Below are 18,124 nucleotides of genomic sequence, written 5' to 3' on the forward strand. Positions count from 1 at the left end.
TGTGAGTGCTGGTATATTTTTCTTGTTATGACTAAAAAACCTGTTTACGCGCATGGGAAACACCCAAACACGTTGGCTAATCTAATTCACGAAGGCAGACCCAGTAGTGAAGAAGTTTACGGCGAGCCAAAGAAAAAACGTACTTTAACTGTGACCGAATCTGGTTGGCAGGGTTTAGTGGAAGCATCAAAGGCAACTGGATGCAATAGCGTGTCTGAATTTTTAGAATTGCTTGGGCGATCGCAAGCTCAATTGACCGAGTTGTTGGTAGAAGACAGGGAAACGCAGGTAGCTTAAACAACTGCTAGCTAGAGCAAGATCGGCAAGCACACGCATTTTGGACAATTCTTCCATCCTCTGACAATTAGTAGTCAAGCAATTAGTAGTCAAGCAAGAAGGCGACAAGTATACAACGCTTCACTTGATCTGGTAACTACTCTGTCACCTCTAGTTCTCCCATCAATGCTGTGATGAACTAGGGTTTTCAGGTACGCGATTGTTATGTTGCGAATCATCAGGTGAGTTAGTGGTTTGAAGTTGCTACCGGATCGTTGAGGAACGAAGCTACTGGGCATGGATAGCTGTAACGACAAATTGTAACTACAATAGGAAATTGTAACTGTCGTTCGCTCATGGAATACGAATGGGATGAAGCAAAACGTCTTGCCAATCTTCGCAAGCACGGCATTGATTTTCTTGATATCCCAGATGTATTCGATGGAGATACTTTAACAGTTGAGGATGACCGTTACAGTTATGGGGAGCAGCGTTTTATCACACTCGGTTTGTTGCAAGGGCGAGTTGTTGCTGTTGTTCATACCGAGCGAGAGGATTGTACCCGAATTATTTCTGCTAGAAAAGCGACGAAATATGAACGACGAATCTACTTCGAGCAACTCTCAAACTGATTGGCAACGATTGGATGCGATGACCGATGAAGATATCGATCTATCGGATTGCCCAGAGATTACGCCAGAAATGTTTGCCAAGGCAGTAGTGCGACGGGGTTTACCTGTTGCCAAAGCCAAAACTCAGGTGACACTTCGCATTGATAGCGATGTACTAAAATGGTTTAAGTCTCAAGGGCGGGGCTATCAAACGCAGATCAATCAATTGCTCCGTGCCTATATGGAAGCACATCAATAGTCGGCTTTGTTTGCTTGTTTTGAAGCTCAGAAGCGGTGGTGGCGGGATCGCGCTTAGTGAAGCTGAAATTAGGGTAATACTCGATAGTCAAGAAATTCTCGAATTATCTAACGAGCGGGTGAAACTAAAGCGCTTGTTTATGGCACCCGTGACGCATTGACTTACATTCAGTTAAGCTGAGTCAAGCCTGTTTTGGTGCTGCTGCGAGATCGCTTGCGCTATGACTCAAATTGTAGATTCTTTACCCGACGAGTACCCTGAACGTATCTTGTGTAACTATAAGAACGCAACCAATACAATCCAGATTGCTCGGATTACAAACATTCCGCACTGGTATCTGGAACGAATTGTCTTTCCCGGTCAGCACTTGTTGTTTGAGGCAGTCAAAGACGCACAACTGGAAATTCACTCTGCTAAGGTTGCTAGCGCCATACCTGCTGATACGATTGATTGCCAACGACTGCAAGTCAGTATGGGGGAGGAGAACAACTAACCACTCGGAGAGCGCGTTAGCGTTCACGGAGTGTAGCGCAGCGAAAGAGCGCGAGCGTAGTTATCACTCTTTTTGGCTCTCCGAACAAGTAGCGCTGCTGATTGTAGAGACAACCTCACCCTCACTAGTACGCCCAACAAAACCGTTAAGCTAAATACTTAGCCACAGCAGTGCTGAATTCTTCGTAGGGTTTAACACCGACGAGCGTTTCTACCAATTCGCCTTGCTTGAACAGCATCACAGCCGGAATACTGCGAATACTAAATCGTTTGGCAATCGGTTGGTTAGTATCTAAGTCTAGCTTCAAGACCCGAGCGCGATCGCCATACTCCTGTGCCAATTGGTCGATCAAGGGAGCAATCAGTTTGCACGGTCCACACCAAGTAGCTGTGCAGTCTACGATAAGCACTGGCTCAGTTTCTAGTAGCGCATCAAACTCGGTTTGGGATTGGATGTAAGCAGCAGTCATAGAGTCTCCTACAAAGGTAGCATTATCCCATAAAAACGCTACCGCAAAAGAATTTAGATGGCTCTCCATCGATCGACCAACATCGCAAACTCAGCTCGCCTGTAGGAACGTAACTGTTTGAGCGCAAAGTGCGATCGCTTCTTTGCACTCGCTCGCGCATCGCGATTGCTGCTCGTTTTTTGCGTCCTGCACGCTTCTACACCTCAAAACTGCTACACTACAATCCTTCAAGTAATTAGAAAGTCAAGCAAGATTTGCCATTAATTCCATGAACTCGACGGTTATTATAGATGGTAGAAGAAAATTTCTGGGATTGAGTCGATTTTTTGATGGATTCTTCGCAACAATTGAAGCAGTTACTAACCAGAGCATAGAATAGTGAACAGTTTAGGCAGCTGCGTAAGCAACATGTTTCTCGTGGAAGAAGTTTTGCACAACGTGAGGAAAACGTTGTGTACTACGTAAATAGCTGCGGATGTTGCCAATCATCTCGGTTTTGTTTTTGGCGCGTTGCCGTCCGACAGCATTGGCTTTAATATCGTGTTTGAGTAACTCATCAGGGTTTAATTCGGGGCTGTAAGCAGGTAAGAAAAACATGCGGATGCGGTCGGAGTGTTTTTCTAGCCATTTATGCACTGCACGAGAACGATGCACTGGATGACCATCGACAATCAAAAATACCTTTTGAGTACTGTGACGAATCAGACGACGTAAAAAATCCAGCATTACAGTAGAATCAAAACGTTGTGTGAAAAGCTTAAAGCACAACTTGCCACGATTGGTAATCGTGGAAATCATATTACAGCTAAAACGCTGCCCAGTAGCTGGTACGACTGGTGTCTTTCCAACCCGTCCATAGGAATATCCAGCTTGGTAGTCAGAACGGACACCCATTTCGTCGCCCCAGTGAATTTCAGCTCCCTCGCGCTGAGCACAGGCGCAAATCTGAGGATACTCAATTTCTAGCCACCGCTTTACAGCTTTGCGATCTTGTTCGTAGGCACGACGCAATGGTTTTTGTGGCGTAAAACTCCATTTCTTCAGATAACGTCCTACTGTCCACACCGATACCGATAACCCAAAGCGTCTGAGGAGAAATTGCTGCACTGCTTCACGTGTCCAGAGGTAAAATGGTAATCCTAGAGCATCTGGGCATTTTTGTTCCATCAACCGTACGGCTGTAGCTGCTTGATGCGGCAGCAGACGTGAACTAGCGCTCTTGTCCACGCTTTTTCGCTTTCAACGATGATGCATTCCCATTTGCTACTGCCTTTGTCCAATGATGTACTGCTGTGCGTGATACCTGAAACACGCGAGCTGCTTCTGATTTACTCATACCATTTTCGACTGCATTGACAACGCGATATCGCAGTGCTTCTTGGGCTTCAGCTGATAGATGGCGAGCGTCTTTGAGTTTCATCACTGACTCCGGACGTATCTACACCTATTATGTTAACCAATCCCTGCTCTGGTTAGTAGTCAGCGCCGATCTACAGAGCTTAACTAAATATTACCGAGGAATGGTTGCCGAGCAAGGAGCGGGAGTCTTGGTAGTCAACTACTACCCGACTGGAGGAGTCGCACAGATGGAGGCGAGATTTCTCACTTCGAGTCAAATTCCTCGACTGTCTAGACAAATGGGACTGCCCAGCCTTCAAACCGAATTTGAGCAGCACGATCGCGAAAAAGAAATGACGCTCGCGATTGTCACAGCCGAGACTAAAGGCGCGATCGCCGTTGATTTACATCTCCCCACTCAAGTATCCGAGACAAAAACGCCATCATCAAACGATCGCTCTGCGTCGGAGCCAAAGAGTAAGTCTGTTGCCTCGACTACACAAAAGCGCACGGATTCTGCAAAGACGACAGCACAGCGCCCAGCCAAGAACAAGCCAAGCGCAGCTGCAACATCAAAATCCATTGCCACGCCAGAACAGACCAGCCAACCGTCTACTCAGCCAAGCACAGAGGCGGAAGTTACGACAGTAGAGCCAGCAGCTACTACTAAATCTGTTTCTAAAGGTAAGACGACTGCCAAGACTTCCCAGCCTACCAAAAATGGCAAGACTGCGACGAGAGCGAAGACAAAACAGCGATCGCAGCCTGTTGCCTTGCCTGAAACATCCTCTGCACCAACAGTAGAACCAGAAGCGACTCCACAACCAATAGTAGAGCCGGAAACTACTGCCAAATCTGCATCAATTGGTCAGACGACCTCGAAGACTTCAAAACCAGCTACCCGTGGCAAAACTGCAACTGGGGCAGCGACAAAACAGAAGTCACAGCCCGACGCATCAACTGAAACACCTACACCTATACCCGAAGAGCGCTCCGACGAACCAGAGCCAGAAACTACTGCCCAACCACCAGTCAAACGCAGATCTTCTACCACTGCTTCTACTAGGCGCAAGTCTTCTTCTGGTGGGACAACTAGACGCAAAACGACAACACGGGGAGCCAGAAGTAAAAAGCAGAGTTAACTGTCAGGTTTGAAGCTAAAATAAAAGCTAGAACGAGAGTAAGAGTTTTACGCTCTAGAGAGCATAAGGTTTTGGCTGCTCAGCAGTCTATGTACCAATTGCCTTTGAAAATTACCATAGGGTATGAACTACAAGAGTAGCAAATAGCTAAAGCGAAAATGGAATTAGATGAGGATTCCTCAAGATCTTGACTATTACGTAGCTTGCTTCTTTGCACTTGGTGCGAGTATTACGAAGTCCGCAATTATTTAGTCAACTCTCTTATATCCTCGCTTTCCTCTTCGCTTTTGCAGCTTGTAGTAAGTTTCTAAAGCAGCTTGATAATCAGGGCAATCTAAGTCCTTTGATTTGCCGAATCCCCGATAGACAGCACTGCTCCAAGTCTTGGTAATCATCCACTCTCCAAACAGGTTTTGCCAAAGAGTTAAGGTGTAGAATCGCGTATCTCTTTGCCACTTCGATTGAAGCCATTTGTCAAGTTCGTAGGCAATTTCTACAGTCATCTCAACCACGTTTTTGCCGCTCCTGGGCAAGACTTTATAGACATAATGATTTTAATAATTAGGCTCTGAAGAGTGCGGTACTGAGTCAAAAATACCAGTTAAATTTTGTAAATCTTTCTGCTTTGTTAAAAGGGAGTTATCATGGGTTACGTTGTAGAAGAGTTTCACAAAAGTCAGTCAGAGCGAGGTTTCTACGATGTGGACTCTGCATAAAGGGGTACATAGCGGAATCAAGTTTTCTGGTTGGTTCTCTTCTGGAGTGAAAGAGCGCATGGTAGACCCAGAGAGTGACAAGCATCCACTTAGAACGAGCGAGCGAGTCAGGTTTTTCTCCAGGGCGCTTTCCACAACAGTTGCCTACAATGCTGACAACGCCAAGAGGCTGCTTGTTTGACACTCAGGGCAATTTGGTTCCAGTTTTGGGGGTAGCGTTGTCGATCGAGAGGCATAAGCTGAAGATTGGTTGGACTTGAGTGAGGAACATTACATATAGTACATGTCGAACCTGGACTACAGTAAGAATAACTCCTCGATCGCTACCTCGTCGCTAACAAGATCTCTAACAACCCAGATGCGATCGCAAAACTGCTTCATCTGCGATTCGCCCGCACCACCAATTAAAACTCCATAAATACTAAATTCTCGCTGTTGCTGCTTGACTTTTAACTGCTCTAAAAATTCCCGTTTCACGTCGCACTTGCCGTCTGTAACCATGACAATATCTGCCCGATCGAAGTGTTGTTGCTGCTCAATACATTCGGTGGCAGATAATATTGCTGGCTCCCAAGTAGTGCCACCACCATTGTAAAAAGCCAGCATCGACTCCAGCAGTCGAGAAAAGTCGTGGTGGTGGGGTGGAAAGTCATCAACTCGACAAACCTAGTTGCAAAGTCGAATCACTCGCAAGTGCCGTCCTCTCCTTAAAGCAATTTGTCCCAGCACTGCCGTCACTGCTTTTGCCCAAATGTCAGGTAATCCATCCATCGAACCAGAGGAATCCAAGCACACCACCAACGGTCCTTTGCATTGTTTCTCCTTTCCCCTTGTCTTGTATTGCAATAGGGAGCGATCGTAATACGAGAGCGCAAACAGAGGAAAGAGATCGCTCGTGGAGAGTTTCTGAAGTTCGGTAGGCAACAACCGTGACAAGTTATCTCCTAACTCAACCGTCGTTATCTCCCCAAAGGCATCTAGAGCTTGACTACGACGCTTGCGCTCGGCAATCAGTTGCAAACGTCCGGCAACAACAGCGATCTGCTTGAGCTTGGCATGACCTGCGATCTTTTGAGCCAACGCCATTTTTTCGGCAGGAGAAACATGCAGTTCTCCACCGATTTCATTTCCCCAGCTCAAGCCCAGCATCTCTAACCACGCAGATGCTTCGCTCAATTTTTCAATAGCAGCACTCAGGGCAACTCTTAGCATTTGCCTAACTTGCGTTTCATCGAGACTATCTGCATACTGTTGAGCCTGCCATACAGCTTGTTTTCCCTCCTGTTGTAAAAGTTGGATCAGTTCAAGGGAGCGATCGCTACTATCTTCTATCAGCTGCGTCAACCACTGCTGTCGTTCCTGCTGCTGTCGGGTTTTGGGTAGTGGCAAACCAGTAGGGGATTTGGTTGAGTGACAGAGATGAAGATGCTCAAATACCTTAGATGGTGGAACTTCAGGGTAATGCTTCAGTTGCTTAATCAAATCCCGATACTGTTGTGGGTTAGGGAATCGAGGCATGGGTGGCGGCAGTCGATCGTACACTTGACGGCAATACTCTACCGTTGCCAATCCCGCTGCCAATTGATTGCCTTGACACTGCTCCACCAGCTCGTCACAGCCGATGAGCTGTTGAAACTCCCGATGCAATAAGAGCGCCCAAGCACTTTCGGGTGGTGGCGGGTCTAGCTCCTCTGGTTCGCTCTCGTAGTAAAGCCGATGAAAAACTTCTAGAGTGAAACTGGGAAAGGCAAACAGCTTGCTAGTTCCTACTCTCACCATCGTCCGAGCATCTTCAAAATAGTTGAGGTATTCCTGCCAGAAAAGTTTGGAGATGCTTGCAACTCGATACACTAGCGGTTCAAAGTCATACACCATACGATTTAAAATCTATCGAGCATCAACACTGCCTCAACTGGCAAGAAGCGCGATCGCGCCTTGGCTATCTTTAGCTAAAGATAGCATAATATCCGTGTTAATATGTTAAAGTTAAGCGATCGCGCTCATGATTGTTGCATTTAAAGATCGAGGAACGGAAGATATTTTTGATGGCATTGACTCAAAAGTGGCACGAAAAACTTGTCCAATCAGCTTTTGGAATGTGGCGCGTAGAAAGTTGGATCAACTAAATGCTGCTGTATCTTTAAACGATTTGAGGTTCCACCAGGTAGACAAGTTAGAAGCCCTGCAAGGAGATCGCGAAGGTCAGCATAGTATTCGCATCAACGACCAGTATCGGATTTGTTTTGTCTGGTTGGAGCAGGGAGCGGATTCGGTTGAAATTGTCGATTATCATTGACATTTTTATGTGAGGTAACAATAGATGAAAATTCCTAAATATCGCCCTCCCACACACCCAGGAGAAATCTTACTCCTAGATTTTTTAGAACCACTAGGACTGACTCAGCAGGATTTAGCAAACAACATCCACGTTCCCTACCAGCGAGTCAACGAGCTGGTGAATGGCAAGCGCGGCATAACCCCAAGTACGGCATTGCGGCTGTCGAAATTCTTTGGCAACAGTCCAGAGTTTTGGCTGAATCTGCAACAAAATTGGCAGCTATTCCAAACACTGAAAGAAGAAGAAGAGGAAATAAATGCGATCGTCACTATTGGCAGCTATTCCAAACACTGAAAGAAGAAGAAGAGGAAATAAATGCGATCATCACTTTTGCCTTGCGAGAAGAAGAAAGAAGTGCTTGAAGTATCAGCCTGAAAAAATTTCTAGTAACTCGATTCGGGATGAATAGTACTGAAAAAATTGAAGTCCGCGCTCCAAAGTTCGAGCTATATCAGTCAGTTACTCTTTTCTGGAATGGTGAAGCGCGCCTAACTCAGATTGTGCGATGTTGGTTTGACATGGACGATGGAAATTCAGGTTACTGGTGGTACAAAGTGACAAATGACGAGCAACTCTACCCAAACAAGCAATCTGAACCACATAACGAATAGAATCTACTATACAACTATTGATAAACTTCTATTGATAAACTTATTGATAAACTTTGTTTTTGTAACCGCCAACTTCAACCAGTAAATCCTCACGAATATCAGTCAGTATTCTCTGCGCTCGTCGAGCATTGCGACTCTTGTTATCGGCGATTAACTTCTCAATCTTGCGAGCAATATCTTCTAAGCGACTTGCAGCATTGTCGGCTGCTTCGATCAATCTTTGTTCGGACGAATTGTTCGGACGCAAATCGTATTCTCTGGCTGCCCTCACTACAGTGCCGACCTCTTCCTTTGCCGCATCGTACCAAGAGATAGCTTGTTGGTTGAGATCGGGGACGCAAGCATTCAAAATTTGACCGATCTTCTGCCGCTCCTTGGGATCTCTTTGCCACAGGCAATCTGGCAGCAATTCGTGAAAAGATTCTGGGTACACTTGCAAATCGCCCTGCACCAGTGCGTGAGCTTGCAGCAGTTTGACTAGCTGTTGCAACTTGCGATCGCTAATCAAAAAACCCTCCTTCTCCAGCGCCAATTGGCATTTAATTAACTCTTCTGCTAATTCGTCGGAAAAATGTACGATCGCTGCTTGTTGCTGTAAAGCTTTAATTTCAGTCAAACTCAGGCGCACTACTACCTCTGGTTTGATGTTATGTCTGGCGCGGTAAATTAATTCCCGCTTGGAACCCATTTTGCGGACGTACTGCAACCAAGGGCGATAGACGAAGCGATCGACAAAGGCATCCAAGTCTCCATCAGTGGGAACGTTATTGGCAGCACCGCACAAGAACAGTAGCGGGACTGGCTGCGGTTCTGGATTCTCGAATACTCGTTCGTTCATCAACCGCAATAGGGCGTTGAGACTAGTGGAGTTACTGCGAAATACCTCATCTAAAAAGGCAATGTGTGCTTCGGGCAATCGCCGCTTAGTGTTGCGAATTAACTCGTCTTGCTGCTGTAATGCTCGCAGCGACAGTTGCCCTAGTAACTCGTCAGGAGTAATCGTCGGTTGCAGGAGGCGATCGAAGAATACAGCTTCAGAGATTGCCCCGCACAACTGTTGTAACATCCAACTTTTCGCACAACCAGGCGGACCAAATAAAACCACATTTCCACCTGTTAGTAGTACGGCTAGCACTCCATCGACGATCGTAGAACGCTCCAAGAAAATCTGATTCAACTCTCGCCGTAACTGCTGCAACCGCTCTAGAGCAGAGCCAGATGGGGCATTATTGGGGATTTGAGCAGCTAACTTTTTGGTGTTTTTAGCGATTGTCATAATTTGATTTCGCATTACAGCTAGAATGTGAGTTGTTCTAGAATCCCGCCTCCCAGTCGTAAGGTTTGCTAATGGAGTCACGATCGCCATCGCCGCGCTCGTCGCTATTGACGGCATTTGAAGCGGTAACGAAATCCTTTGTCTTGGCTGTTGCTTCTAAATCCAACTCCTGGCGCACGGCTGCCTCAGCAATCCCCAGCGTTTGAGCCAAGTCTTTCGTCCTGAATTTAAACAAATTCTCCATTGATGCCAACTTACCCTTGAGTTGCCGCAACTGCTCCGGATCTGGTTGCTGCGCGATCGCGTCTAGTTGCCTCAATAACTCGGAGTAACCCGCATCCAGCGCCAAAGCCTTCGTCAAGTTGGCAAGCCCCTCTCCAGTCGAGTTTTTCTGCTGCACGCGCTGCTTCAGCATGGCTCGGAAGTCTTCCAAGTGCTGCTGTATCCGATCTAAGTCGGGCTGTCGCTTCTGGTAGAGTTGCCCAACTGCCTCGCCCTCTCCACAATCGGCTCTAGATCGCGATCGTATTGCATCAAGACTTGCAAGCGAGCAATTAAGGTGTCCCACTTCTGCCCCGTTCTTGATGTCGCATCCGCTCCCGACAAATTGAAGCTCTCTAGCAATTGTGCTAGCTTTGCGTCAGCTTCGTCCCGACTTCTGATTTGCGCGTCATATAAAGTTGAAATTAAAGTCTGCTGTAACGTTTGTTGCGATCGCTCGATTAACTTGAGTTTTTGGCGTTCGACAGAGGCTACCTCTACCTCTGCCTGCTGCCTTTGCACTTCTGCTTCGCGCTCCGAACGCTCTAGCAGGGAAGGAATTTTTATCGGTCCTTCCACGAGAATTTGCAATGAATTTGTTTGCAGTTCCTCTTTAGTAGGATAAGCACCAGCATACTGCCGCAACGCCAGGTGGATTGCTTTTGGTTCTAATGCTGCCGCTTGTAGTACTTGCTCCACCCATGACAAAAAACCAGCGTACTCTGACTCGTATGTTGCTAAAATTCCCTGCCTCAAAGAGTCAGCTTCTGCCATCATCCCTTCAATTGCTTCTAGGGCATCGGGCAGTGCCGACTCGTGGACGAAGCGGAACGGTTCGCTCAAAAGGGTGTAGCGATTGTAGATAATTTTCTGTCGTGCTTGGAGTTTGGTAGCAGCATCTTTGAGGCGGTGGTTAATTTTCGCTGCGTAGCCGCCCTTTGCCCCACTCTCCAACAATCTCAGTACGTCATCCCCAATCCCTAAATGGGAGCCGTCTAACTTCAACGATTGTACTCCCACTTTGACTGTCAGCTTGAGTAAATAGATCGGCTCTTTTTCTAGCTGCAGCCACTCATGCTGTTGTCCTATACGAGGATTTGCTGCACTAGTCGGTTGCATTCTACTCATCTGAGTTTGGCAGCGCTCTTGCACGAGTTGGGCTACGAGCTGGTCAACTGGTGGCATACGATGTCTGTATTTTGCAGTTTTCTATTTGATATTCTAAATATAATATCAATTTCATTTTCCAATTAGAAGATTAAACTTCTCAACGCTCAACTGGGTAAGTTGTGGCGAAGTGCGGAGTGTAGTTATCTGTAAACAAATAAAAAAGTGAGAAAATTTAGGGACACGGAATCCTTATTCTTACGTGGCACAGTAGCAAGCACAGAAAAAAAGAGCGGAAAATTACGAGAAAATTTGGAGATTTTCAGTCAAGTTTTGGATAATACAGTTGGAAAATTTGAGTCAAATTTAACCTGCATCACCAGAATCGAGGGCTAATAATTCTCCCTACTACTGCGGTCGATCCAACCAACGCCTCCATTGTTTAGCTCAGGTGCGATCGCTTGCGTCCAGTCTCTCCTACCCAAGCGCCATAATCAAACCTTAGCAAGGGTTACTTGCAGATCTACCCTTGCTGAGAGATTTTCCAACTTTTTTATTCGTTTGCACAGGGTTGGAAGGGTGCTGGGGCTAGAGTGTGGCATAATTAACAGCGACTTTGCCGAAAAATTTAGTTGTGTCATTCCATGCCCAGGACACCGCCGCCGCTCAAAACTGCATTTGTCAAGTACCGCGAACGGGAATTCCTCTACCTGCATGAAGTCGATGCAGTCATCGCGGCGATGGAAAAGACTCGCTACCCTACTAGGAACAAGGCGATCGCCTTATTGCTGTTCTGCCAATGCTTACAGCCATCCGAACTATGTTGGCTGCGTTGGTCTGACCTAGACTTGACCAGAAAAACGCTCTACATCATCCGCAACCGCGAACTCAAAAGTGGCGCTCGCCTGCACAAACAAGTCAATCTTCAACCTCTGTGTGCTCCTGAAATGGAATTGCTACAACACCTAGCACAAGAGCGTCGATGCGATTGGTTATTCGCCACAGAACGGCGATCGCGCCTGAATCAGCGCTCGCTACACTATATAATTGCACTGGCAGGCGAGAGTGCCAATCTTCCCTTTCCAATTCATCCCTATATGCTGAGGCGCTCTGGGCTATATTATCGTGCCGCATTGCTACTGCAACCGCTTCATTTATCGCTACAGCAGTGTTGCTTGCTGTGGAATTGGTACGGCACGAAAGTTAAGTTTTCTAAGCAGCAAGAACGGGAGATGAGGGCGATAGGAGAGGCAACGTCGCAAGCATTTTTGGCGGTACTAACACAGATGCAATCTTTCACCCGCATCCAGAGCTACGACAATTTGATCGATTACCTCCTGGGCGCTTTCTTGCTATTTCCCGAGCGAGATCGTCCGATCTACGACTACTGGCTCGCCCCTAAGAGTTGGCAGAGCCAACTTTTCCGAAAACATCTATTTACAACTTCATCTGCTTCTGCCTCAAGTGCTGGATTGTAAACTAAACCAACAGCGCGATCGCCGACTCGACCTGATCTGGCTTCACTTCCAGATAACGTTGGAGAGCTGTGAGCGATTTATGTCCCGATATTTCTTGAATCACGCGGATCGGCACGTTGGCATTAGACATGTTCGTCAGTGCCGTGCGACGAAATGAATGAGTTGAAGCGCCTCTAATCCTTGCTCTCTTACAAGCAGCTCTGAGGATCAAATCGGCAGCTGCCCTGGTGAGTGGCTTGTCTCCACTCCGCCTGGAAATAACAGACCCAGACGGCGGATTATAAGCTGCTAAATATGCTTGTAGCTTCGGGTGCGAAGGCAAAGTGCGCGTGGCAATTTTGCCTTGGTGGTAGACTTATCGCAGCGTTACCACACTACCCGCTAAATCTTCCGCCATGAGCGCCAGCACTTCACTAACGCGACAGGCGCAGTAGTAAGCGATCGCAAATAGCAGTTTGTCTCTAGGGCTGAGAAATCCGCGTGTAAATAGACGCTCTAGTTCGGCTTGAGTCAGGATCTTAGCGCGTCCGTTGCCTTTGATCTTCACTTGTGAGTTTGAGTTTAGATTTACTTCACAATTACTATCCTACGGTAAAGAGTGACTTGATGTTTTGGATATTTCGTCAAGTCATTGAAAACGGCTTAAACCCAATCTAGCAAACAGCTTTACTTCTTCTTTCGCATTTCGTTGCAACAAGGCTTTTCGGATTTGTTGAGAGTACTTCTCAATTGGCTTGAATTGTCTCTAATAACGTACAGTTTGGAGATCGCGTCAATCAGTTCCCAGCGGGTCACGGGTGGCTGAGAGTTTTGTGGTGGTGTTTTTTGTGGTGTTGTGTCCTTCAAATCGATTGCCTCCTAAGTATTTAATGGCTACTGCGCGCTTTTGGCGTTGGCGATCGGTATCGTCAAAGAGTTGAGAGGCGATGCCGAAGGCTGAACGCTAAATCGCGACCATCGTACCCCGATCGCGGATTGCTCTATTGTCAAACGGCAACAGATGAAGCTACTTGGGGCTGTGGGACGACGCTATTCGTCCACAAAGCGGCGAGTTTTTGTGCCTCATCAAGCCATTCGGGACTGACCGAATGCATCCGTCTGGGACGACCACGCCCTTCGACTTTCTAAAGACGGCTCGCGAGTGCTTGCTCTGATAAAATGATAGCGCCGCGTACAACACTGTATCGGAGAGACGGTAGTGAGGGTATTCAAACTCTAGCTTTTGAATCAGTCGGGTGCCGTATGATTCGCCCTCAAGTAAAACTGACAGCACGTAGCAAACTGCTTGCTCCTGCGTCAGATAAACTGGTGGTTGGGCCGCAAAAAACTGATAAATCTCCTCAAGTGTCATAAGATGAATTTTTTGAAAGCGATCGCGTACTTGATTTCAATCTCACTTTAATTGTTCCCTTAACTGCCTCAATTCTTTCTTGTCGTTGTAGGAGAGTTGCTCGATTTAGTTTGAACAATTACCGCTCTCCCTCGCTGAAATGAATCAAGTTGGTGGCGCTAGTTGACGAGCGATATCTGCCTTTGAGGGTAACTGATGCACAAAAGTTTTAGAGCCTCTTTTAGCATGAATTAATATTTCATCTACTAGTCATCTACTAGTAAGTTTTGTCACGGAACTTTTATTCGTTACCAAGCTAAATAGGGAATCATAAGTGGGAAAATTTTTGTTACCGGATGAAAATGCTACTGAAAACTTTTGTTGTTTTCTCCCTACTTGTAGTTTCCATTCCAGCAGGAGCACAAAATGCTTATTAAGACGGCATGCAAAGATACGACAAGCCTTCTGGTCAAGTCGCTCGGTTGTTCGGTCTAGTAGCGTAATCTATAAAAGGCTACAGGTATCTTTAGTTGCCAGGTTAATAGTTGTGTTGTAAAAATTCTTCCAAACACTAGCAACAGTGTTGTAACGCACTATTTCAACCTTACATATAGAGCTTCTCAAATTTTTTTTTGACAACACAACTCTATACCTACTGCCGCCTGGCGGTAAACCCAGCGACCACAGTGTTGGTATTGAGAAATCGGATCTCGCGTTTGTTGTCAACGACGACAAACGCAACCGTAGTAGGTCCATCAAAGGGTGCCCCTGAGAACTCGGCAACGCTGTTGCCTGTACCATCAGGATTGACCGAATAAGTGCATGTTTTGGAAGTGAGAGGTCCAAAGATTTTCCCGTTGACGTTAACGGTTGCGGCGATCGTACATCCTCCGTTTCCATCAAAGACTACCGTGCCGAGGGCGGCGGTCGGCACGGGTTGAGGGACAGAGGGAGACGCAATCATTCCGAATTCCCCCGAAAATCCCCACCTTCCCTTAATGCTCTTTTCGGAAAATGCTGGTTGTCGATCTTGAATTTTGAATAGTGTCATGGCGGGTAGTGTTTTAAACTTGCGATCTACTACTAAATTGACCAGCCGAACTTGTAGCGATTTATCAATAGGGCGTTTCTGCAAACTAAAAAATCAATGATTTTGAGCTGATGAATATTACCCCAAAGCTAAGCCTTTCTTTTACAGTAAGATGTCATTTTTCGTAAAAACTCTTCACAAAATTTACTCTGTAGACAAGTCCTAATTCGACTGGCTCGCGCTCGCCCTACCATTAACTTCAAAGCATTCGTTTCTAGGTCAGCTTCTTCCCACCTTCCCTGCCGAAGTAGGTCGTGTAATTAGCTATAATCCGTCCCTACTTCTGAAGGTAACTTATTCAAATTTACGCTACTATCTACTTCGTTAAGCGAATCGCGCTCGCCAACTCTAGATTCGCTGTTTGCGGTTCTTCCCTGGATCTTTCTTTTCACTGCTGGGGGCGATCGGCAATTACACGACGCGACTGTTTCCATCCATCATCGGTCTTTCGACAGAGCGAGTTGCGATCGGTTGCCTGATTCTAAAAGCCTACCGAGAGCTTCAATGGACTGCCGCCAGCCGCTTTCCATGCCGCTTGCCACCATGCCGTCACGGTCTTCTTAGTTCATAGCGGTGCTGTGCGTCCGAATCTCAGTTGTACGATCGTTAATCGCTACAAACTCGGCTTTTTCCAGCATGACGTGTCCGCGTTCTGGCATCCCCAAAAATTCAAATGTCTGCACGATCCGTCGATTTTTAGCGACTTCGTGAAAACAGCCAGTAAATTCATATTCGTTACCATCTGACGATCGCTCGGCGATATGCCAGCTGCCGCCGTCTCTACAATCAAAGCGATACACTTTCATCGGATTACCGCGACACCACCATTGAGAGGCTATTTATAAAGTAAAAATAAAGGGAGAACAATCGAGAAAAAGACTAGCGGTAGGATGCAAATGGAGAGTAGATTGACGTAGCAAAAATGTCTCGCAAGCCATATCCTACTGATCTGAGTGATGCTGAATGGAAAATCCTGATGCCTTTGATTCCAGAGGCGAAACCTGGTGGTCATCCCCGTACTACTGACATGCGAGCAATCTGTAATGCCATCTACTATCACTTGAAAACCGGATGTCAATGGAACATGCTTCCGAGGGACTTCCCACCAAGCTCAACGGTATACAACTACTACCGCAAATGGCAGCGCCTTGGGGTTTGGGAAAAATTAAACCATACACTGCGTGGTCAAGTTCGGTCGAAATTAGATAAATCAACGCAACCAACTGCGATTGCCGCAGACAGCCAGTCGGTCAAGACTGACCAAAAAAAGGGGATGTGTATGGTTTTGATGGATGTAAAAAGGTAAAAGGAAGAAAGCGGCAGACGTTAGTTGATAGTCTTGGACTGTTGTTGAAAGTTATTGTAAGTGAAGCAAATGCCCCAGAACGAATACTGGCTGCCTACGCACTCATGGAACTGTTAGAGGAGCGCCCAGAATTACTCGAAAAAGTAAAAGTTTTATGGGTTGATTCCGGTTATGACGGGGATAAGTTTGCGCTTTCAGTTTGGTTGATGATTCAAGCTCATGTTGAAGTCATACGGCGTACCGAGCCAGAATTCCAGGTTTTGCCCAAACGTTGGGTAGTAGAACGAACATTCGGATGGTTTAACCAGTACCATCGTCTCAGTAAAGATTATGAGCGTCTTCCTGAAATGAGTGAAGCAGCCATATATGCTGTGATGACTCGGATTATGCTGCGTCGTCTTGTCGCCTAAAGATTTACTTTATAAAGAGTTCCTCTTTGACATACGCCTCGAATACTTTTTCTAATGAAGCATTAATTGTGACGGTGCCCAAGATATTCTGTGAATTTTCTGGGACTGTGACTTTTAGAACTGCCATACAGTTATGTTCCTACTTGTCAATTTTCTTCGAATAATTTTTCCAAGGCATCGAAGCGGGCAGCCCAGACTTGTTCGTACTTGCTCAGATGCACTGCGGCGACTTCGATCGCCTTTGGTTCAATCCGAATCACTTTCTCCTTGCCACTGCGACACTTAGTCACGAGTCCTGCTTTCTCAAGCACGCTGACGTGCTTCGCCACCGCAGCTAAAGACATGGCATACGATCGGGCTAATTCGCTAATGGTGTGTTTTCCGCTCGATACACGCCCAAGGATGTCTCTGCGTGTCGCATCGGCGAGAGCAGCAAAAATCAGATCGAGAGTCGCATTTGATTCAACCATATGGTTGAATGATAGCTGGCAATAAATGCCCTGTCAAGTATTCCCAGCAGCGGATGTTGGTTATTACTACGGTTTTCAATTGGGTTGAAATACACGCCTGGTAGGGACGCACAGCTGTGCGTCCCTACAAATGTCATGCACACAATCAAGAATTGCTATTAAAGTGGCAATATCACTATAGGTATACGGCTGCACTGATGCAGCGACATAGAATGAGGAGAATTTTACTGTTGCCATAGATTTCACCAGCACCGTTAAATGACTATGAGTGTAGTTCCCAGCATCACCCTCAACGACGGCAAGACCATCCCGCAGCTTGGATTTGGGGTTTTTCAGATCGAGCCGCAGGATACCGTAGAGGCAGTCAGCAAGGCGCTGGAAATCGGCTATCGGCATATCGATACTGCACAGATGTACGGCAACGAGAAGCAGGTGGGTGAGGCGATCCGCGCCTCTGGTCTAGATCGCAGCAACATTTTCGTCACCAGCAAGCTCAACAACGGATTCCACCAGCCTGATGATGCTCGCAAGGCATTCAACACCACGCTCTTAGAACTCGGCTTCGACTACGTAGATCTGTTCCTGATCCACTGGCCTTTGCCGACGCTCTACAACGGCGATTTCGTCTCGACCTGGAAGACGCTTGAGGAATTCCATCGCGACGGTCGCGCCCGCTCCATCGGAGTGTCTAACTTCCAGATCGAGCACCTGGAAAAGTTAGCAGCCCAAACCGAAATAGTTCCGGCAGTCAACCAAATCGAGGTACACCCCTACTTCACCAATCAGGCTGTACGCAGCTACGGTCAGGAACATCAGATCGCTACCGAGGCGTGGTCGCCACTGGCGCAGGGCAAGGTGCTTGAAGACCCCACGATCGCTCGGCTTGCCCACAAGGTAGGCAAGACTCCGGCACAAGTCGTGTTACGGTGGCACATTCAACGCGGTGACATTATCTTTCCGAAGTCGGTGACACCATCGCGCATGAAGGAGAATTTTGAACTGTTTGACTTTGAACTGGATTCCACCGACATTGACACAATCTCCGCGCTCGATCGCGGCGAGTCCGGTCGCATTGGTCCAAACCCAGACAAGTTCGCCTACATTCCTGGCTGAATCCAGCTTTGTGTCAGAGGTGACAACAAA

General features: G+C 46.9%; 27 protein-coding genes and 1 pseudogene. 12 read left to right on the forward strand and 16 right to left on the reverse strand.

What is annotated here, in order from left to right; genetic code table 11:
- Nucleotides 1-27 precede the first annotated feature (27 nt).
- From M5J74_RS31980 to M5J74_RS31995, 4 genes are all read left to right on the forward strand, one after another.
- Entirely contained in the window at nucleotides 28-297 is a 270-nt protein-coding gene (locus M5J74_RS31980; RefSeq protein ID WP_250017767.1) for a hypothetical protein, read from the forward strand.
- A 335-nt stretch (nucleotides 298-632) separates the two neighbouring features.
- Nucleotides 633-908 (forward strand): BrnT family toxin, encoded by a 276-nt coding sequence (locus M5J74_RS31985; protein WP_250017768.1) that lies wholly within the window; start codon nucleotides 633-635, stop codon nucleotides 906-908.
- Nucleotides 871-1,146, forward strand: a complete 276-nt coding sequence (locus M5J74_RS31990; protein ID WP_250017770.1) for a BrnA antitoxin family protein — start codon at nucleotides 871-873, stop codon at nucleotides 1,144-1,146. The genes M5J74_RS31985 and M5J74_RS31990 overlap by 38 nt, the downstream gene beginning before the upstream one ends.
- Nucleotides 1,147-1,366: 220 nt before the next feature.
- Entirely contained in the window at nucleotides 1,367-1,639 is a 273-nt protein-coding gene (locus M5J74_RS31995) for a DUF1830 domain-containing protein (protein ID WP_250017771.1), read from the forward strand.
- A 145-nt stretch (nucleotides 1,640-1,784) separates the two neighbouring features.
- Here the strand turns inward: M5J74_RS31995 and trxA are convergent, their stop codons facing one another.
- The 4 genes from trxA to M5J74_RS32015 all read right to left on the reverse strand — a co-directional run bounded on the left by trxA (nucleotide 1,785) and on the right by M5J74_RS32015 (nucleotide 3,528).
- Complete coding sequence (gene trxA / locus M5J74_RS32000; RefSeq protein WP_250017773.1) at nucleotides 1,785-2,108, reverse strand: thioredoxin; 324 nt, start codon at nucleotides 2,106-2,108, stop codon at nucleotides 1,785-1,787.
- A 22-nt stretch (nucleotides 2,109-2,130) separates the two neighbouring features.
- Nucleotides 2,131-2,268, reverse strand: coding sequence for a hypothetical protein (locus M5J74_RS32005; protein ID WP_250017775.1), 138 nt, complete (start codon nucleotides 2,266-2,268; stop codon nucleotides 2,131-2,133).
- Nucleotides 2,269-2,495: 227 nt separating this feature from the next.
- A complete protein-coding gene (locus M5J74_RS32010) occupies nucleotides 2,496-3,335 on the reverse strand; it encodes an IS630 family transposase (RefSeq protein WP_250017777.1) in 840 nt (279 codons plus the stop codon).
- Complete coding sequence (locus M5J74_RS32015) at nucleotides 3,319-3,528, reverse strand: helix-turn-helix domain-containing protein (RefSeq protein ID WP_250017778.1); 210 nt, start codon at nucleotides 3,526-3,528, stop codon at nucleotides 3,319-3,321. The genes M5J74_RS32010 and M5J74_RS32015 overlap by 17 nt, the downstream gene beginning before the upstream one ends.
- Here M5J74_RS32015 and M5J74_RS32020 point away from each other — a divergent pair.
- The gene (locus M5J74_RS32020; RefSeq protein WP_250017780.1) at nucleotides 3,518-4,588 is read left to right on the forward strand and encodes a hypothetical protein; all 1,071 of its coding nucleotides are present in this window, start codon (nucleotides 3,518-3,520) and stop codon (nucleotides 4,586-4,588) included. The genes M5J74_RS32015 and M5J74_RS32020 overlap by 11 nt on opposite strands.
- A gap of 248 nt (nucleotides 4,589-4,836) precedes the next feature.
- Here M5J74_RS32020 and M5J74_RS32025 read toward each other — a convergent pair whose 3' ends face one another.
- Nucleotides 4,837-5,100: a hypothetical protein gene (locus M5J74_RS32025; RefSeq protein WP_371934122.1), complete on the reverse strand. Its 264-nt coding sequence runs from the start codon at nucleotides 5,098-5,100 to the stop codon at nucleotides 4,837-4,839.
- 187 nt (nucleotides 5,101-5,287) lie between these two features.
- On the opposite strand from M5J74_RS32025, the gene M5J74_RS32030 reads away from it, so the two are divergent.
- A complete protein-coding gene (locus M5J74_RS32030; RefSeq protein WP_250017782.1) occupies nucleotides 5,288-5,485 on the forward strand; it encodes a hypothetical protein in 198 nt (65 codons plus the stop codon).
- Between the two features lie 116 nt (nucleotides 5,486-5,601).
- On the opposite strand, the gene M5J74_RS32035 is transcribed toward M5J74_RS32030, so the two are convergent.
- Nucleotides 5,602-5,910: a hypothetical protein gene (locus M5J74_RS32035; protein WP_250017784.1), complete on the reverse strand. Its 309-nt coding sequence runs from the start codon at nucleotides 5,908-5,910 to the stop codon at nucleotides 5,602-5,604.
- 60 nt (nucleotides 5,911-5,970) lie between these two features.
- A complete protein-coding gene (locus M5J74_RS32040; protein WP_250017786.1) occupies nucleotides 5,971-7,179 on the reverse strand; it encodes a hypothetical protein in 1,209 nt (402 codons plus the stop codon).
- Between the two features lie 127 nt (nucleotides 7,180-7,306).
- Between M5J74_RS32040 and M5J74_RS32045 the strand changes: the two genes are divergently transcribed.
- From M5J74_RS32045 to M5J74_RS32055, 3 genes are all read left to right on the forward strand, one after another.
- Nucleotides 7,307-7,600: a type II toxin-antitoxin system RelE/ParE family toxin gene (locus M5J74_RS32045; protein WP_250017788.1), complete on the forward strand. Its 294-nt coding sequence runs from the start codon at nucleotides 7,307-7,309 to the stop codon at nucleotides 7,598-7,600.
- A 24-nt stretch (nucleotides 7,601-7,624) separates the two neighbouring features.
- Nucleotides 7,625-7,936 (forward strand): HigA family addiction module antitoxin, encoded by a 312-nt coding sequence (locus M5J74_RS32050; protein ID WP_250017790.1) that lies wholly within the window; start codon nucleotides 7,625-7,627, stop codon nucleotides 7,934-7,936.
- A 107-nt stretch (nucleotides 7,937-8,043) separates the two neighbouring features.
- A complete protein-coding gene (locus M5J74_RS32055) occupies nucleotides 8,044-8,253 on the forward strand; it encodes a hypothetical protein (protein WP_250017791.1) in 210 nt (69 codons plus the stop codon).
- A gap of 40 nt (nucleotides 8,254-8,293) precedes the next feature.
- On the opposite strand, the gene M5J74_RS32060 is transcribed toward M5J74_RS32055, so the two are convergent.
- Genes M5J74_RS32060 through M5J74_RS32070 form a run of 3 tightly spaced genes read right to left on the reverse strand, consistent with a single transcriptional unit; the run spans nucleotide 8,294 to nucleotide 10,975 of the window.
- On the reverse strand, nucleotides 8,294-9,529 hold the full coding sequence (locus M5J74_RS32060; protein WP_250017793.1) for an AAA family ATPase: 1,236 nt from the start codon (nucleotides 9,527-9,529) through the stop codon (nucleotides 8,294-8,296).
- A 37-nt stretch (nucleotides 9,530-9,566) separates the two neighbouring features.
- Nucleotides 9,567-9,944, reverse strand: a complete 378-nt coding sequence (locus tag M5J74_RS32065) for a hypothetical protein (protein ID WP_250017795.1) — start codon at nucleotides 9,942-9,944, stop codon at nucleotides 9,567-9,569.
- Nucleotides 9,945-9,979: 35 nt separating this feature from the next.
- A complete protein-coding gene (locus M5J74_RS32070) occupies nucleotides 9,980-10,975 on the reverse strand; it encodes a hypothetical protein (protein WP_250017797.1) in 996 nt (331 codons plus the stop codon).
- A gap of 566 nt (nucleotides 10,976-11,541) precedes the next feature.
- Here M5J74_RS32070 and M5J74_RS32075 point away from each other — a divergent pair.
- Entirely contained in the window at nucleotides 11,542-12,375 is an 834-nt protein-coding gene (locus tag M5J74_RS32075) for a tyrosine-type recombinase/integrase (RefSeq protein WP_250017798.1), read from the forward strand.
- A 1-nt stretch (nucleotide 12,376) separates the two neighbouring features.
- Here the strand turns inward: M5J74_RS32075 and M5J74_RS33805 are convergent, their stop codons facing one another.
- The 5 genes and pseudogenes from M5J74_RS33805 to M5J74_RS32095 all read right to left on the reverse strand — a co-directional run bounded on the left by M5J74_RS33805 (nucleotide 12,377) and on the right by M5J74_RS32095 (nucleotide 15,601).
- Nucleotides 12,377-12,697, reverse strand: a complete 321-nt coding sequence (locus tag M5J74_RS33805; protein WP_371934123.1) for a tyrosine-type recombinase/integrase — start codon at nucleotides 12,695-12,697, stop codon at nucleotides 12,377-12,379.
- A gap of 33 nt (nucleotides 12,698-12,730) precedes the next feature.
- A complete protein-coding gene (locus tag M5J74_RS33810; protein ID WP_371934124.1) occupies nucleotides 12,731-12,922 on the reverse strand; it encodes a hypothetical protein in 192 nt (63 codons plus the stop codon).
- Nucleotides 12,923-13,361: 439 nt separating this feature from the next.
- A pseudogene (locus M5J74_RS32085) lies at nucleotides 13,362-13,726 on the reverse strand (PadR family transcriptional regulator).
- A 631-nt stretch (nucleotides 13,727-14,357) separates the two neighbouring features.
- Nucleotides 14,358-14,840 carry a hypothetical protein gene (locus M5J74_RS32090; RefSeq protein ID WP_250017800.1) on the reverse strand — a complete coding sequence of 161 codons (483 nt, stop codon included), beginning with the start codon at nucleotides 14,838-14,840 and terminating at the stop codon, nucleotides 14,358-14,360.
- 515 nt (nucleotides 14,841-15,355) lie between these two features.
- Complete coding sequence (locus M5J74_RS32095; RefSeq protein WP_250017802.1) at nucleotides 15,356-15,601, reverse strand: SRPBCC domain-containing protein; 246 nt, start codon at nucleotides 15,599-15,601, stop codon at nucleotides 15,356-15,358.
- 116 nt (nucleotides 15,602-15,717) lie between these two features.
- On the opposite strand from M5J74_RS32095, the gene M5J74_RS32100 reads away from it, so the two are divergent.
- Nucleotides 15,718-16,511 (forward strand): IS5 family transposase gene (locus tag M5J74_RS32100; RefSeq protein ID WP_250017804.1). Its coding sequence is split into 2 segments (ribosomal slippage): nucleotides 15,718-16,069 and nucleotides 16,069-16,511, totalling 795 coding nucleotides; the frame shifts between segments, so codons are not numbered across the junction.
- Between the two features lie 146 nt (nucleotides 16,512-16,657).
- Here the strand turns inward: M5J74_RS32100 and M5J74_RS32105 are convergent.
- Entirely contained in the window at nucleotides 16,658-16,981 is a 324-nt protein-coding gene (locus M5J74_RS32105) for a metalloregulator ArsR/SmtB family transcription factor (RefSeq protein WP_250017805.1), read from the reverse strand.
- Between the two features lie 264 nt (nucleotides 16,982-17,245).
- Here M5J74_RS32105 and M5J74_RS32110 point away from each other — a divergent pair, with 264 nt between their 5' ends.
- Nucleotides 17,246-18,094, forward strand: coding sequence for an aldo/keto reductase (locus M5J74_RS32110; protein WP_250017807.1), 849 nt, complete (start codon nucleotides 17,246-17,248; stop codon nucleotides 18,092-18,094).
- The last annotated feature ends 30 nt before the right edge of the window (nucleotides 18,095-18,124 follow it).

Source organism: Chroococcidiopsis sp. CCNUC1 (assembly GCF_023546805.1).
Lineage (GTDB): Bacteria > Cyanobacteriota > Cyanobacteriia > Cyanobacteriales > Chroococcidiopsidaceae > Chroococcidiopsis > Chroococcidiopsis thermalis.

What these genes read in the sequence shown, in the direction of transcription:
- M5J74_RS31980 (WP_250017767.1), top strand. Translation starts at nt 28, where the DNA reads ATGACTAAAAAACCTGTTTACGCGCATGGGAAACACCCAAACACGTTG.
- M5J74_RS31985 (WP_250017768.1), top strand. Translation starts at nt 633, where the DNA reads ATGGAATACGAATGGGATGAAGCAAAACGTCTTGCCAATCTTCGCAAG.
- M5J74_RS31990 (WP_250017770.1), top strand. Translation starts at nt 871, where the DNA reads ATGAACGACGAATCTACTTCGAGCAACTCTCAAACTGATTGGCAACGA.
- M5J74_RS31995 (WP_250017771.1), top strand. Translation starts at nt 1,367, where the DNA reads ATGACTCAAATTGTAGATTCTTTACCCGACGAGTACCCTGAACGTATC.
- trxA (WP_250017773.1), bottom strand. Translation starts at nt 2,108, where the DNA reads ATGACTGCTGCTTACATCCAATCCCAAACCGAGTTTGATGCGCTACTA.
- M5J74_RS32005 (WP_250017775.1), bottom strand. Translation starts at nt 2,268, where the DNA reads ATGCGCGAGCGAGTGCAAAGAAGCGATCGCACTTTGCGCTCAAACAGT.
- M5J74_RS32015 (WP_250017778.1), bottom strand. Translation starts at nt 3,528, where the DNA reads ATGAAACTCAAAGACGCTCGCCATCTATCAGCTGAAGCCCAAGAAGCA.
- M5J74_RS32030 (WP_250017782.1), top strand. Translation starts at nt 5,288, where the DNA reads ATGTGGACTCTGCATAAAGGGGTACATAGCGGAATCAAGTTTTCTGGT.
- M5J74_RS32035 (WP_250017784.1), bottom strand. Translation starts at nt 5,910, where the DNA reads ATGCTGGCTTTTTACAATGGTGGTGGCACTACTTGGGAGCCAGCAATA.
- M5J74_RS32040 (WP_250017786.1), bottom strand. Translation starts at nt 7,179, where the DNA reads ATGGTGTATGACTTTGAACCGCTAGTGTATCGAGTTGCAAGCATCTCC.
- M5J74_RS32045 (WP_250017788.1), top strand. Translation starts at nt 7,307, where the DNA reads ATGATTGTTGCATTTAAAGATCGAGGAACGGAAGATATTTTTGATGGC.
- M5J74_RS32050 (WP_250017790.1), top strand. Translation starts at nt 7,625, where the DNA reads ATGAAAATTCCTAAATATCGCCCTCCCACACACCCAGGAGAAATCTTA.
- M5J74_RS32055 (WP_250017791.1), top strand. Translation starts at nt 8,044, where the DNA reads ATGAATAGTACTGAAAAAATTGAAGTCCGCGCTCCAAAGTTCGAGCTA.
- M5J74_RS32060 (WP_250017793.1), bottom strand. Translation starts at nt 9,529, where the DNA reads ATGACAATCGCTAAAAACACCAAAAAGTTAGCTGCTCAAATCCCCAAT.
- M5J74_RS32065 (WP_250017795.1), bottom strand. Translation starts at nt 9,944, where the DNA reads ATGCTGAAGCAGCGCGTGCAGCAGAAAAACTCGACTGGAGAGGGGCTT.
- M5J74_RS32070 (WP_250017797.1), bottom strand. Translation starts at nt 10,975, where the DNA reads ATGCCACCAGTTGACCAGCTCGTAGCCCAACTCGTGCAAGAGCGCTGC.
- M5J74_RS32075 (WP_250017798.1), top strand. Translation starts at nt 11,542, where the DNA reads ATGCCCAGGACACCGCCGCCGCTCAAAACTGCATTTGTCAAGTACCGC.
- M5J74_RS32095 (WP_250017802.1), bottom strand. Translation starts at nt 15,601, where the DNA reads ATGAAAGTGTATCGCTTTGATTGTAGAGACGGCGGCAGCTGGCATATC.
- M5J74_RS32105 (WP_250017805.1), bottom strand. Translation starts at nt 16,981, where the DNA reads ATGGTTGAATCAAATGCGACTCTCGATCTGATTTTTGCTGCTCTCGCC.
- M5J74_RS32110 (WP_250017807.1), top strand. Translation starts at nt 17,246, where the DNA reads ATGAGTGTAGTTCCCAGCATCACCCTCAACGACGGCAAGACCATCCCG.